The organism is uncultured Campylobacter sp., from assembly GCF_963517995.1.
Lineage (GTDB): Bacteria > Campylobacterota > Campylobacteria > Campylobacterales > Campylobacteraceae > Campylobacter_A.
This window is the reverse complement of the sequence record NZ_CAUQHQ010000006.1, coordinates 1-13,073: the sequence shown is the minus strand read 5'-3', so window position 1 is coordinate 13,073 and position 13,073 is coordinate 1. Positions and strand designations below refer to the sequence as shown.

Below are 13,073 nucleotides of genomic sequence, written 5' to 3'. Positions count from 1 at the left end.
CTACGGCGGGCGGGTAAATTTACCGCTTGCAAAGTAAATTTTGCTCGCCCGGGCGCGTTTTGCTTATCTTGCGCGCTTAAATTTGTGATTCGTGCGGCGCTTTGCGTTGTCGTTTTCGTCATGCCAAAAATTTACCCGCCGCGCGTATTTCGTATTTTGCGTTTAAATTCGCAACCCCGAAAAACTCGGAGCAAATTTAAAACGCGAAATTTGAAACCTAAAATTTCCCAATTTATCTCGCGGCGGTTAAATTTAAATCGGTGCATAAGCCTTAAATTTTATTATCTTGCTAGCGCTAAATTTAGCTTCAGATTTACTCAAATTTACTTCGCCAGCTCAAAAATTTCTTTGATATTTTCTTTCGTGTATAGCTTGTCTTTACGCCAGTTTGCCGCGTAGTCGTAGGCTAAATTTATGACCTCATCTAGCGTTTCGCCCTCTATACCGACGGCTTTTAGGCTAACGGGAGCGCCGATTTTGCTAAGCCACGCTTTAAAGGCGTCGATGCCTTCATCAGCTGAGTTTGCGCCGAAAATTTCCCGCGCAAAACGCTCGAAAGCGCCCAAATTTCGGCTCTTATACCACTTCATCCACGCAGGCATTACGACTGCTAGACCCGCTCCGTGCGCGCAGTTTACGACCGCACTCATGGCGTGCTCGAGCATGTGGTTGGGGTAGGAGTAGCCGTGCGTGCCGACGTATGTTAGGCCGTTTAGCGCCATCGTCGACGCCCAGGCAAACTCGGCTCTGGCGTCATAGTCGTCGGGGTTAGCTAGTAAAATTTCAGTCGTTTTCATTACGGTTTTGATGTTGGCTTCGATGTAGAGGTTGATGATGCTAGGCTGTACGCTTGCTGTGAAGTACCCCTCGATGCTGTGCGCGATAACGTCGGCGGCTGAGTAGGCTAGATACTCGCGGCTTACGCTTTTTTGCAGCTGCGGATTTACGACCGAGACTAGCGGATATAGGACGTCGCCGTGGATGGAGAATTTTTGCTTCGTGGCTTCGTTTGTCACGACCGCGCCCGAGTTCATCTCGCTGCCGGTTGCCGCAAGGGTGATGACGTCAAAAATTTTTAACGCGCGGCTCGGATCCTTGCCCGTGAAAAAGTCCCACACGTCGCCCTCGTATAGCGCACCCGCGGCGATGGCTTTGGCGCTATCTAGACAGGAGCCTCCGCCTACGCTTAGCACGCTATCGGCGTTAAATTTCCTAGCTAGCTCGATGCCTTCGTAAACTTTGCTTAGCACGGGGTTGCTAACTACGCCGCCAAGTTCTATAAACTCTATGCCGTTTTCTTTTAGGCTTGCCGTGACCTTGTCAAAGAGTCCGTCTTTTTTGATGCGGTCGCTGCCGTAGATCAGTAGGGTTCTTTTAGCCTCAAATTCGCGCATATAAAGCCCGATATCTCGCTCTTTACCTTTGCCGAATCGTATTTTTACGGGGTTGTGAAAAGTGAAGTCAAACATCTCGTTCTCCTTAAAATTTTAGCTTCATTATAGCGACAAAAGCTAAAATTTAAGTAGAACGAGATTTGCGGATCAGCGCTTATTCGCGCAAATTTCCAAAGTATTTGTCGTCGTTTTTCTCGACGTGCTTGATGTTAAAATGGACGAATTTATATCCGCCAAAAAGCGCCAAAACCCAAAGAAAAAGAAAAACTATCGCTTCTATCATTTTTATCCTTAATATGCGTGATGATCGTGCTTGATCTCGTCGGCCGTGATTTTTTTGCTATCCATAGCGCGCCAAACGACGAAAATATAACCTAAAACAAACGGCACTAGCAGGCTCACGTAGGCCATGACGTTTAGCGTGTAGTGGCTAGAGCTTGCGTTTTTGATCGTGAGCGAGCTTTGTAAATTTGAAAACGACGGATAAAACGCCGTGTCCGCAAGTCCGGCTATCAAAAATAGCCCCGTAACCGTTAGCACTACGCCCGCGCCGTAAGGCACTACGCCGTAGATGCTAGTCGTAAACGCGCCTTTAAATATACCAAAAAGCACGAGTCCGACGCCTATAACTATCATCGCGGCTACAAGCGGCATTTGGAGTAAATTTAGAGCGTATTTAAAGCCAACTAAGCTCACTACGCCGCTCTCGTCGTAGGCAAAACCGGCTTTGGTAAATATCCAAGCGATGAAGATTAAAAAGAACGGCAAAAAGAAAATCGTATTTTTTAGCGCCGCTTTTCTGGCATTGGCTCTTATCTCCGCATCGTCGATGTTGTTGATGAGGTAGAGCGCTCCGCCCACGCGAGAGAGAAAAAATACCGCGATGCCTAGCGGATAGAGCATGATATTGCCCAGCGCTTCAAGACCGCGAAACGGCGTTTGCCACTGTACGAAGTTGTGCTCGTTTAGTAAAAAATCGCTTCCCGAAAAAAACGTGCTAACCGCCATACCGATGAGTATAACGCCCAAAGAGCCGTTAATAAAAAGGAAAATTTCATAGGTTTTTTGACCTAGGAAGTTGTCCGGTTTTTTGCGGTACTCGTAGCTCACGGCTTGGAGGATAAAGCAAAACAAAATCGCCAGCCACACCCAGTACGCGCCGCCGAAACTCGTCGCGTAAAATAGCGGAAATGCCGCAAAGCACGCGCCGCCGAACATTACGAGCGTGGTAAAAGTAAGCTCCCATTTGCGCCCGATAGAATTTATTACCATGTCCTTTTGAAGCTCGTTTTTGCAAAGCCCGAAAAGCAGCGTCTGCCCGCCCTGAACGAACATCATAAACACTAGCAAACCGCCTAGCAAGCTAACTACGCACCACCAGTAAATTTGTAAAAATTCTAAACTAAGCATGGTTTTCAAATCCTATTTTTATCTGTTTTAGCATGATTTTTATCTCGGCTATCAAAAGTGCCGTAAATAAAACGGCAAATAGCCAGAACGAAATTTTGACATTGGTGTCGGCTAAATTCGTAGCTCCTACGCCCACGGTCATGAGGTCTTGCACGACCCACGGCTGGCGCCCTACTTCGGCTACTATCCAGCCCGCCTCGATCGCTACCAGTCCTAGCGGGATACTAAATACGCACGCCCACAGCAGCTTTTTGAAATTTTCGATATCGTTTGCCATCGTAAGATACGTAACGACCAAAAATAACGCTAAAAAGTAAGTGCCCAGAGCCACCATCAAGTGAAAACTATAAAACGTAGTGCCGACCGGCGGTACGGCGCTTTCCGGGGATTTTAGGTAGCCGTAGCCTAGAAATTTCATATTTTGAGCCAGAGTTTGCTCTGCTTGCTCCATCGCGGCTTTATCGCCCGATTTTTTAGCGGCGTTGTAGCTAGCTAGCGCGCTAACGGCTAGCGAGCCTTTGGCCATCTTGCTTGCGACGCTTTCTATATTTTGCGCTTCGTTGCCGTAGACTAGATCCTCGATGCCCGGGGTAAAACTGTCGAATTTTCTAGTAGCCATGATTCCAAGCGCATAAGGCAATTTTAGTTCAAGCAAAAACGCGTCCTTGCCGTCGCCGGGTTTTTTAGACGGATCTAGCACGCCCATCGCGACTAGGCCAGCGTTTTGTTCGCCTTTATAAAGGCCTTCCATCGCGGCTAGTTTCATCGGCTGGGTGCGCGCGACCTGATATGCGCTCTCGTCGCCGCTAAACATCAAAAATAGCGACGTCGCAAGCCCGAAGCTCGCCGCTACGACGATTGATTTTTTAGCCATGATTAGGTGGCGTCCTTTTAGGATAAACCACGCCGAAATGCCTATAACAAAAAGCGCGCTAGCGACGTAGCCGCTAGTTACGGTGTGTAAAAATTTGATGATGCCGACGGGGCTAAGAGCGACCTCGAAGAAATTTTCCATTTCCATTCTAGCCGTCGCGGGGTTAAATTTCATACCCACCGGATACTGCATCCAACCGTTTGCGATAAGGATCCAAAGCGCGCTTAAATTTGAACCGATAGCCACGAGCCAGGTCGAGATGAGGTGAAATTTCTTGCTAACCTTATCCCAGCCAAAAAACATAACGGCAAAAAACGTCGCTTCCATAAAAAACGCGAGCAAGCCCTCGATAGCTAGCGGCGCGCCGAAGATGTCGCCGACAAACCAGCTGTAATTAGCCCAGTTGGTGCCGAACTCAAATTCCATTATGATGCCCGTAGCTACGCCGATGGCAAAATTTATACCGAAGAGTTTTAGCCAAAATTTGGTGATTTTTAGCCACTGCTCGCTACCGGTTTTGACGTAAATGCTCTCCATAATGGCGATAATAAAACTAAGTCCCAGCGTGAGCGGAACAAACAAAAAGTGGTAAATCGCGGTGAGCGCAAACTGCGCGCGCGACCAATCGACCGAAGCGATTTCAGACATTTTATTCCTTTGTCAAATTTGAGATTACGAAGTCGGCTTTGGCCTCGTCGCTCTCAAATTTCGAATTTAAACTTTCATCAAAGATAAATACTTTTAAAATCCCGAACATTATGAGCAGCTTGATGGCTATGACGAGCCACAGGCTCTTTCCTAGTTTCATATTTCTAAAGCCGTCGATATACAAAGACGATATGTTTTTGAGATATTTTTTAATCATAGCTTAATATACTACAGAAATTTAACTTAAAACATTATTTTAAAGTTTCCGTTTTATAAAATTTTTTTCTTTAGCTATCAAGCGTTTATAAATTTTAAATAAGGTATAATCGCGCAAAAAATTTAAAGGCGCGATATGCAAAAAAATCCAAACGAAACAAAGTATATTTTTATAACGGGCGGCGTGCTAAGCTCGCTTGGCAAGGGCATCGCGGCGGCTTCTATCGCCACGCTTCTTAAAAATACGGGCCTAAAAGTAAGCATGCTAAAAGCAGACCCCTACATCAACGTGGATCCGGGCACCATGAGTCCGCTCGAGCACGGCGAGGTTTTCGTCACCGACGACGGCGCGGAGACGGATCTGGATCTCGGACACTACGAGAGATTTTTAGACGAGAGCCTAAGCCAGGATAACAACTTCACCACCGGCCGCGTTTATAGCTCCGTTATCGAAAAAGAGCGCAGAGGCGACTATCTGGGTAAAACGATCCAAGTCATCCCGCACATCGTGGGCGAGATCGTCGATCGCATCAAAAAGGCGGGCGAGGGTCGCGACGTATTGATAGTAGAGATCGGCGGTACGGTAGGCGACATCGAGGGTTTGCCGTTTTTAGAGGCTATACGCGCCCTTCGCATCGAGGTCGGCCGCAAACGCGCGATGAATATCCACCTAACCCTCGTTCCCTTTATCAAGGTTGCAGGCGAACTAAAAACCAAGCCTACTCAGCACAGCGTCGGCGAGCTGCGCCGTATCGGCATTAGCCCCGATATGATCATCTGCCGCGCCGAGCAGCCGCTAAACCGCGAGCTAAAAGATAAAATAGCCGCCAGCTGCGGCGTAGAGCGCAACTGCGTCATCGAGAGTATCGACTCGGCCAGCATCTATCAGGTGCCGCTCGCGTTTTATAATCAAGATATTTTGACTCCGATCGCCGAAATTTTAAATTTGGGCGAGCTAAAGCTTGATATACGCAACTGGGACAGCCTAGTTAAGCGCATTATCGCGCCGACGAAAGAAACCAAGATAGCATTTGTGGGCAAATACGTCGATCTAAAAGAGAGCTACAAGAGCCTAACCGAAAGCATTATCCACGCGGGCGCGAGCCTTGACGCGAGGGTAAATTTAAAGTGGATAGATAGCGAAAAAATCGAACCTTCAAACGTCGATGAACTACTAAAAGACGTGGGCGGCGTGCTTGTCGCCGGCGGCTTTGGCGAGCGCGGCGTGAGCGGCAAGATCGAAGCGATAAAATACGCCCGCGAAAACGGCGTGCCGTATCTTGGTATCTGCCTAGGTATGCAGCTGGCGCTCATCGAGTTTGCCCGCAACGTGTTAAAGCTCGAGGACGCAAATTCGGTCGAATTTAAGCCCGAATGCGTAAATCCGATCATCTACCTCATCGATAGCTTTATCGACGCGCACGGACGGGCGCAGATTCGCACGCACCAAAGCCCGATCGGCGGCACGATGAGGCTTGGCGCTTACGCCTGCGACGTGAAGCCCGGCTCGCTGCTAAGCCAAATTTACGGCGGCGCTAAAAGCGTCAAAGAGCGCCACCGCCACCGCTACGAGGCAAATCCGAAATATAGAGCCGAATTTGAAGCAAACGGCCTGATAGTTAGCGGCGAGAGCGACGGGCTGATCGAGGCCGTCGAGCTTAGCTCGCCCGCACCTGGCGCCAAAAACTCGCATCCGTGGTTTCTGGGCGTGCAGTTTCATCCGGAGTTCACCAGCCGCCTAACGAGTCCAAATCCCGTAGTTTTGGGCTTTATCAAAGCCAGCCTAGAAAAATCGAAATAATCAAATTTAGAGCCGATCGGCTCTAAATTTTCTTTTCCGCGACAAATTTATCCAGTATTATTTTTACGAATTTTTCGGTAGAGTTTTTGCCGTAGCTAAAATAAAGACTAGGCTCGATAAGCTCGACTTCGTTGATTAAAATTTTATCTTTTGCGCCGATCAAATCTATCCTTGCGTAGACGGGATTAAAGGCAAGCCTAGCTAAAACGTCTCGCGCGATGTTTAAAAAGGCTGCAGTCGGCTCTACGGAGCTAATTTTAACGCCGAAATTCGAGTTTGCCCTATAATCGTCGCTAGCGGGCGAGCGGCGTACGGCGTGAGAAAAAACGCCGCCTAAAAATATCAAGCAAATTTCGCCGCTAACGGCAATCTCTTCGATAAAAGGCTGAAGCAAAGCCCCGTTTTTGTATTCGCTTAAATTTGATATTTCGTCGATTTTAGCTACGCCGTTGCCGCTTTGTCCGACGAGCGGCTTTATCACGCCGCCCGGGCAAATTCGCCTTAGCTCTTCTATATTTTCATCGCCACTTAAAAGCGTGCTAGGGATCGCGGGAAGTCCTAAGGCTTCAAGCTCTAAGAGGTACTTTTTCGATAAATTCCAGCGCACGATCTCGGCGCCATTTATTATCTTCGCTCCGCTTTTTTCAAGCTCGCCCAAAAACGATAAAAATTTAGTTGCGTCTAGGCTGTAATCCCAAGCCGCAAGCGGTAAAATCAAAGAATCCTCGTCTAGCGAACCGACGTCTAAAATTTGCCACGGCACTATCTCGCACGACGCACCGTTTTCGCTAAACGCGCGGCTTAAATTTCGCAAGTCCTCGTTGCCCTCTGCATAAGCAAGGCAACTTAAGATAAAAATCTTCACGCGCTACTCTACCCCAAACACCGACTTTGCGACTACGGCCGGTACGCCGGCATCGTCGTAAAAAATATCCACGTTTACCCTATAAAGCTCTTGTATTAGCTCTTTTGTTATGGTTTTTTTAGCTTCGCCCTTGGCTTTTATCTTGCCTCCGCTTAGTAGCAACACCTCGTCGCTAAACTGCGACGCCAGCGATAAATCGTGCAGTATCATCACGGTAGTTATACCGTGCTCGCGCGTAAATTTCCTAACGCAGTCCAAAAGCACGCATTGATGGTGCATATCAAGAGCCGAAACGGGCTCGTCCAAAAGTAAAATTTTAGGCTTTTTGATAAGCACGGAGGCAAACATCACCATCTGGCGCTGGCCGCCCGAGAGCTGCATCACGTCGCGGTCAGCTAGGTGCAAAATCCCTAGTTTTTTCATTATCTCTACGGCCGAGTTTATTTGTTTGTCTTTTAGATAAAGCCCGAGACTATCCATAAGCCCTAGCAAAACGACCTCAAGAGCCGTTAAACTCGCGTCTACGTAGCTATCTTGGGGCATGTAGCCGATTTTCTTTTTCCACGAGAAATGGTTTTTGAAATTTAACCTCTCATCGCCGAATTTAATCTCGCCCTCATAGCCCATCTCGCCGAAAATCGCGCTTATGAGCGTAGTTTTGCCCGCGCCGTTAGGCCCTAGTACGGAGTAAACCTTGCCTTCTTCAAAGCTAGCGTTTACGGCATCTGCCGTGCAAAGCGAGCCGCGGTGTATCGTTAAATTCTTAAGCTCTAGCATACGTTTTTCCTTGAAAGGATGATCCAGAAGAAAAACGGCACGCCCACAAACGCCGTGATGATGCCGACCGGAAAGAGTCCGCCCGGGTTTATAACCTTAGAAAGTACCGAAGCTATCGACAAAAACGCCGCACCGACGAAGATAGTAGTAGGTAGGAAAAATCTCTGATCCTCGCCGACCAAATTTCTAGCGATATGCGGAGCGACCAGGCCGATAAAGCCTATAACGCCGACGAAGCTAATGACTGTAGCCGTCATAACCGAAACTATAAGCAAAATTTTAATCCTAAGGGCGGATAAATTTACGCCCATGCTTTTGGCTCGCTCTTCGCCCAGTTTCAAAGCCGTTAGCGCCCAAGTATTTAGCATCAGTAGCGAGATGCATACGACCGTTACGACCGTAGCGACGGCCAGCGTACTCCATTTAGCCTTTTGGAGGCTACCGAACAGCCAAAACAAAATCGCCTGCGAAATCTCGGGCGCGGACAAAAACTGCACCAAAGAGAGCATAGACTGAAACAAAAACAAAAGCGCGATACCGACTAAAACCAAGGTAGCCGACCCAAATCGCCTCATCATCGAAAACAAAAACAGTATAGACGCCGCTAGCATCGTCATAACAAACGCGCCGATAGGCACGGCGTAAATTTGAGGCAGTCCAAACGAACCAAACGCCATCACCAGCGATGCGCCAAACCCTGCCGCCGCGGCAAGCCCCAGCGTATAGGGGCTTGCCATTGGGTTGTTTAAAAGCGTCTGTATCTCTGCGCCGCCCGCCCCCAAAGCCGCGCCTACGACTAAAGCCATAAGCGCTACGGGAAGCCTGATATCGTAAACGATGTGGTATAAAAATTTATCCTGCTCGCCGCCTAAAATCGGCTGTAAAAGCGTATCTACGACTTCTTTTGGCGAGAGCATAGCAGGCCCGGTACCGATATCAAACACCATCGAGATAAGACCTACGGCTATAAAGCTCAAGATGATGATTAGGCGTTTAAATTCGCGCTTTCTATGAGCCTTTACGACCTCTTCGGAGCTTATTTTATTCATTTTTCGTCCGCTTGGATAGCTATGGTTCCGACGGGAACGACGGGCAGATATTTTTTATGAAAATCGACATAGGTCTTTATCGGATCTACGTCTTTAAATAGCTGCGGATACAAAGCTTTTGCGATATATTGCACCATCGCCATATCCGCAAGCGTTCTTGATGCGCCCATATATAGGCCGTATAGGCGGTTATTTTTGATAGCCGGAAGCTCCGACCAACCGACGCGTTTTTTAAATCCGTCCAGTCTTTTTAGCGCTTCGGCTTTATCTATGTTTATGCCCATCACCATCGCAGTCGGTTCTTTTTTTAGTTCGGTTTCGCGGCCTGTTATCATTATAACGTCGGGCTTTGCGGCTATGACTTGCTCGGCGTTGATAGGCGACCACTGCTCGACTAGATCGGCTGCGATATTATCTCCGCCGGCTAAATCTATAAGCGAACCCCACATATCTTTACCGTAGGTTATGCCTATATCTTCAGGACCGCCGCGGCCGAATTCTATGTAAATTTTAGGTTTAGGCAAATTTGCTTTTGCGATGCGGTCGCCTACTTCTTTTACGGTATCTTCGTATAGTTTAGCGATCTCGTCCGCCCTTTTTTCCTCGCCTAAAATTTCGCCTAAAATTTTAGTGCTTTTTACGTGAAGCTCAACCTTCTCGCGGTTATAATCAAGCACGACGACCGGGATATTTAGATCGGCTAAAGGCTTTAAATCAGGCTCTAGCACGTTATACTGCCAAGATGCGAGTATTAGCAAATCGGGTTTTAGAGAGATAACTTTTTCTACCGAGAACGTGCCGACCTCTACCTCGCCGAAGTCCGCAAGCTTATTTAGCTGCGGTAGCACCTTGCTATATAGATCCCAGCTAGCAGGCGTCCAGTCCGTCCAAACCTCTTTTGAAAAGCCCACGACTTTATCTAAAGCCTTGGTGCCGCCGACGGCTAAAAAGTCGGTGTAGTAAAAGCCCAAAGCTATGCGTTTAACGGGCAAATTTACCTTTACTTCGCGACCCAAGACGTCTTTTATAACCTTAGTTTCGGCCGCCGCTTGGGTTGTCGAAAATACCGCAAAAAGCACTAATAGCGCTTTTAAAAAAGTTCTTTTCATATCGTTCCTTTTTTGTTGAAATGAGAGCGCAATAATACATAAATACATCTTAACCTAGGTTGAAATATAATAACCAATATCATTTCAAATATAATTTCGACTCGCTGGAAATTATAAGAAATTAAATTTCAAAAAGCTATAATTTGCGCATTAGAAAATAAAAAAGAAGGAAAAAGATGAAATTTGAACCAAAATTTAGCCTTTTTTGCGGCACGGTAGGGGTAAATTTGACCCTCGAGGCGAGCGAAAATTTAGGCAAAAACGGTAGCAAGGCGGCGAAATTTGACGGCGAGGCTTACGCAAAAGCCCGTCAAAACGATGTTAAATAAGGAAAAGATAAAGGAATTACTGAACCAAAGATTTGAAAAGGACATTCACAAAAAACTTTCAGAAATTCCTACGCCTGATGCGTTAAAGGATATATTTAAGGGTGCCGAGCGTATAAAGCGCGCAATCGAGCAAAACGAAAAGATCGTTATCGTAGGCGACTACGACGTAGACGGCGTGATCGCCAGCGTCATAATGGCCGAGTTTTTCGACGACATGGGCGTTAGCGAGTATTTCGTACGTATCCCAAATCGCTTTAGCGACGGCTACGGACTAAATCCGCAAATCGTCGAGGAAATCGCGGACGCCGGCCTCATCGTGACCGTAGATAACGGCATCTCGGCAAACGACGCGGCTCAAATTTGCAAGCAAAAAGGCATCGATCTCATCATCACCGATCACCACATGCCCCCAGACATCCTGCCCGAGGCCTACGCGATCATAAATCCGAAGCAAAAGGATTGTCACTTTCCAAACGTCGAAATTTGCGGCGCTCAGGTTGCATGGTATCTAGTGGGCGCGCTAAAAGACGTGTGCCGCATCAACTACGATATGGGTAAATTTCTCGATCTCCTCGCTATCGCGATAATAGCCGATATGATGGAGCTTCGCGACCTAAACCGCATCCTGGTTAAGCTTGGCGTAAACCGCCTAAACAGCTCGCGCAGGCCCGCATTTACCGCGATAAAGCAGCTTTATGGCAAGGATAAATTTGAGTGCGACGACATCAGCTTTCTCATCGCGCCGCTCATAAACTCATCGGGCCGTATGGACGATGCGAGCGTATCTTTTGAGTTTTTACGCGCCAAAAGCTTAGACCGCGCCTGCGAGTGCCTCGACACCATCGTGAGCTTTAACAACTCGCGCAAGGAGGAGGAGCGCACGCTTTTTGAGTGCTCGCTAAAGGACGTACGCGAGGATGAGCACATCATCGTGACCTGGGGCAGGGGCTGGCACGAGGGCGTCATCGGTATCGTCGCCTCGCGTCTGGCAAAGCAGTTTAAAAAGCCTGCCATCGTCTTTAGTATCGACGAAAATCGCGCCAAAGGCAGCGCTAGAAGCGTGGGCAAGCTAGACATCCTCTCGCTCATCGCTAGCCACGAAAATTTACTCGCGGGCTACGGCGGACACAAAGGGGCTGCGGGCATCGTGATAGACCCGGCAAATTTAGAAGCGTTTAAAAACGCGATAAATAGCTCGTGCATGCTGATGGATTTGCACGAATTTAGCGCGTTTGACGAGCCGTTAGGCGAGATAGAAGCCGGCGAAGTGGACTTTGAGCTGCTTGAAATTTTGGAGCATTTCGAGCCCTACGGACAGAAAAATCCGCGTCCGCTCTTTGAGATCAAATCCGCCGTCGTCAAAAACAAAAAACTAATCGGCAGGGAGCAAAATCATCTAAAACTAATCCTGCAAAAAGACGGCAAGTGCCTAGAGGCACTGTTTTTTAACTTCACTCGCGAGCCGCATACGGGCGAGAGCATAGACCTCGTTTTTTCGGTATCGAAAAACTCGTTTCGAGGACTCGTCACGCCGCAGCTACTCGTAAAAGAGATATCGTAAATTCGGCTAGTTTTGCTTGGATTAAATTTAGAGATTTTTCGGCAGGAATTTTATGGCTAAATCTAAACAAATAAAAAATAAATCTAGTAAAAAGAAAACTATTTTTAGTCAGCTAATAACCTATGATATTTTATTTTATACGTTTATCGCTATCGTTGCCGTTATCCTCTACATCATTAGCACGTTTACTCATAGTAAGAAAAAGATAGTCTGCGAAGAACAGCCGCCCGAAGTCATGCTAGCAGCACTCAGAGAAGGTACGCCAGACGCGATAAGGGAGGCAATGAAAAAGGTAAACTGTAGAGAAGTAGAAGTATACAGGCATTCTCGCCATAAAAGATTTTTCTCAAGAAGAGCGCACTAGATAAATTTAATACTGGCATTTAAAATTTGTGCTTAAATTCGGCAAAATCATGCGATGATTTTTTAAATCGCACCGCAAAACGGTAATTTATCGCAAATAAAATAGAAATTTAAAAACCTACGAGATAAATTTAAGATTTTGTAAAAATTCATTTTTGATATTTGCCGTCTTGTTTAAGGCATGACTCTAATTTTATATCGAATTTAAAAGCAAAATGCCGCAATTTAAACACGCAATCGTCATCACGGGCAGCATCGTACCGGCAAAAGCGCGGTTTGCAAGCTACTTGCTGGGCTCGGATTTGAGATCATTGACGCGGACTCTATCGCCCACGAACAGCTAAATTTGTGCGCGAGCGAGGTTGCGGCGGAGTTTGGAGACAAGGTTTTAAATGGCGGCAAAATAGATAGAAAAAAGCTCGGCGCACTAGTTTTTAACGACGCGGATAAGCTAAAAATTTTAGAGCGAATTTTGCATCCAAAGATTAGGCTTGAAATTTTATCTCGTGCGGCAAAGCTAGAAAGCGCGGGCGGGACGTATTTTGTGGGTATTCCGCTATTTTTTGAAAGGCGGGACGCTGGCAAAAGAGCTTTTAGCTCAGCTAAAGTGTGATTTTCCGCACCTTGGCGTACTAGCTATCACACACCAAGAGGAGCTTAAATTTATCTTTGACAAG

14 protein-coding genes are annotated in these 13,073 nt (G+C 47.2%); 5 read left to right on the top strand and 9 right to left on the bottom strand.

What is annotated here, in order from left to right:
- Window positions 1-323: 323 nt before the first annotated feature.
- The 5 genes from RYL88_RS01300 to RYL88_RS01280 form a co-directional block, all read right to left on the bottom strand.
- Window positions 324-1,469, bottom strand: coding sequence for an iron-containing alcohol dehydrogenase (locus RYL88_RS01300; RefSeq protein ID WP_314988636.1), 1,146 nt, complete (start codon window positions 1,467-1,469; stop codon window positions 324-326).
- A 79-nt stretch (window positions 1,470-1,548) separates the two neighbouring features.
- Window positions 1,549-1,677, bottom strand: coding sequence for a hypothetical protein (locus tag RYL88_RS01295; RefSeq protein WP_002943393.1), 129 nt, complete (start codon window positions 1,675-1,677; stop codon window positions 1,549-1,551).
- An 8-nt stretch (window positions 1,678-1,685) separates the two neighbouring features.
- The gene (locus RYL88_RS01290; protein WP_314988635.1) at window positions 1,686-2,813 is read right to left on the bottom strand and encodes a cytochrome d ubiquinol oxidase subunit II; all 1,128 of its coding nucleotides are present in this window, start codon (window positions 2,811-2,813) and stop codon (window positions 1,686-1,688) included.
- A complete protein-coding gene (locus tag RYL88_RS01285; protein ID WP_314988634.1) occupies window positions 2,797-4,326 on the bottom strand; it encodes a cytochrome ubiquinol oxidase subunit I in 1,530 nt (509 codons plus the stop codon). The genes RYL88_RS01290 and RYL88_RS01285 overlap by 17 nt, the downstream gene beginning before the upstream one ends.
- 1 nt (window position 4,327) lies before the next feature.
- Entirely contained in the window at window positions 4,328-4,543 is a 216-nt protein-coding gene (locus RYL88_RS01280) for a DUF4492 domain-containing protein (protein ID WP_295141954.1), read from the bottom strand.
- A gap of 135 nt (window positions 4,544-4,678) precedes the next feature.
- Between RYL88_RS01280 and RYL88_RS01275 the strand changes: the two genes are divergently transcribed.
- Entirely contained in the window at window positions 4,679-6,343 is a 1,665-nt protein-coding gene (locus RYL88_RS01275) for a CTP synthase (RefSeq protein WP_314988633.1), read from the top strand.
- 22 nt (window positions 6,344-6,365) lie between these two features.
- On the opposite strand, the gene RYL88_RS01270 is transcribed toward RYL88_RS01275, so the two are convergent.
- Genes RYL88_RS01270 through RYL88_RS01255 form a run of 4 tightly spaced genes read right to left on the bottom strand, consistent with a single transcriptional unit; the run spans window position 6,366 to window position 10,143 of the window.
- Entirely contained in the window at window positions 6,366-7,208 is an 843-nt protein-coding gene (locus tag RYL88_RS01270) for a hypothetical protein (protein ID WP_314988632.1), read from the bottom strand.
- 3 nt (window positions 7,209-7,211) lie between these two features.
- Window positions 7,212-7,985, bottom strand: a complete 774-nt coding sequence (locus tag RYL88_RS01265; RefSeq protein WP_314988631.1) for an ABC transporter ATP-binding protein — start codon at window positions 7,983-7,985, stop codon at window positions 7,212-7,214.
- Window positions 7,979-9,034, bottom strand: coding sequence for an iron ABC transporter permease (locus RYL88_RS01260; RefSeq protein ID WP_314398291.1), 1,056 nt, complete (start codon window positions 9,032-9,034; stop codon window positions 7,979-7,981). The genes RYL88_RS01265 and RYL88_RS01260 overlap by 7 nt, the downstream gene beginning before the upstream one ends.
- Window positions 9,031-10,143 carry an ABC transporter substrate-binding protein gene (locus RYL88_RS01255; RefSeq protein WP_314988630.1) on the bottom strand — a complete coding sequence of 371 codons (1,113 nt, stop codon included), beginning with the start codon at window positions 10,141-10,143 and terminating at the stop codon, window positions 9,031-9,033. Before RYL88_RS01255 ends, RYL88_RS01260 begins: the two co-directional genes overlap by 4 nt.
- Window positions 10,144-10,319: 176 nt before the next feature.
- Between RYL88_RS01255 and RYL88_RS01250 the strand changes: the two genes are divergently transcribed.
- The 4 genes from RYL88_RS01250 (at window position 10,320) to coaE (ending at window position 13,009) form a co-directional block, all read left to right on the top strand.
- Window positions 10,320-10,472 carry a hypothetical protein gene (locus tag RYL88_RS01250; RefSeq protein WP_297965954.1) on the top strand — a complete coding sequence of 51 codons (153 nt, stop codon included), beginning with the start codon at window positions 10,320-10,322 and terminating at the stop codon, window positions 10,470-10,472.
- Window positions 10,462-12,033, top strand: coding sequence for a single-stranded-DNA-specific exonuclease RecJ (gene recJ / locus RYL88_RS01245; protein ID WP_314988658.1), 1,572 nt, complete (start codon window positions 10,462-10,464; stop codon window positions 12,031-12,033). The genes RYL88_RS01250 and recJ overlap by 11 nt, the downstream gene beginning before the upstream one ends.
- 52 nt (window positions 12,034-12,085) lie before the next feature.
- Window positions 12,086-12,397 carry a hypothetical protein gene (locus RYL88_RS01240; RefSeq protein ID WP_314748093.1) on the top strand — a complete coding sequence of 104 codons (312 nt, stop codon included), beginning with the start codon at window positions 12,086-12,088 and terminating at the stop codon, window positions 12,395-12,397.
- A 306-nt stretch (window positions 12,398-12,703) separates the two neighbouring features.
- On the top strand, window positions 12,704-13,009 hold the full coding sequence (gene coaE, locus RYL88_RS01235; RefSeq protein ID WP_314988657.1) for a dephospho-CoA kinase: 306 nt from the start codon (window positions 12,704-12,706) through the stop codon (window positions 13,007-13,009).
- The last annotated feature ends 64 nt before the right edge of the window (window positions 13,010-13,073 follow it).

What these genes read in the sequence shown, in the direction of transcription:
- RYL88_RS01240 (WP_314748093.1), top strand. Translation starts at nt 12,086, where the DNA reads ATGGCTAAATCTAAACAAATAAAAAATAAATCTAGTAAAAAGAAAACT.
- RYL88_RS01250 (WP_297965954.1), top strand. Translation starts at nt 10,320, where the DNA reads ATGAAATTTGAACCAAAATTTAGCCTTTTTTGCGGCACGGTAGGGGTA.
- RYL88_RS01280 (WP_295141954.1), bottom strand. Translation starts at nt 4,543, where the DNA reads ATGATTAAAAAATATCTCAAAAACATATCGTCTTTGTATATCGACGGC.
- RYL88_RS01295 (WP_002943393.1), bottom strand. Translation starts at nt 1,677, where the DNA reads ATGATAGAAGCGATAGTTTTTCTTTTTCTTTGGGTTTTGGCGCTTTTT.
- RYL88_RS01260 (WP_314398291.1), bottom strand. Translation starts at nt 9,034, where the DNA reads ATGAATAAAATAAGCTCCGAAGAGGTCGTAAAGGCTCATAGAAAGCGC.
- RYL88_RS01300 (WP_314988636.1), bottom strand. Translation starts at nt 1,469, where the DNA reads ATGTTTGACTTCACTTTTCACAACCCCGTAAAAATACGATTCGGCAAA.
- RYL88_RS01275 (WP_314988633.1), top strand. Translation starts at nt 4,679, where the DNA reads ATGCAAAAAAATCCAAACGAAACAAAGTATATTTTTATAACGGGCGGC.
- recJ (WP_314988658.1), top strand. Translation starts at nt 10,462, where the DNA reads ATGTTAAATAAGGAAAAGATAAAGGAATTACTGAACCAAAGATTTGAA.
- RYL88_RS01255 (WP_314988630.1), bottom strand. Translation starts at nt 10,143, where the DNA reads ATGAAAAGAACTTTTTTAAAAGCGCTATTAGTGCTTTTTGCGGTATTT.
- RYL88_RS01285 (WP_314988634.1), bottom strand. Translation starts at nt 4,326, where the DNA reads ATGTCTGAAATCGCTTCGGTCGATTGGTCGCGCGCGCAGTTTGCGCTC.
- RYL88_RS01265 (WP_314988631.1), bottom strand. Translation starts at nt 7,985, where the DNA reads ATGCTAGAGCTTAAGAATTTAACGATACACCGCGGCTCGCTTTGCACG.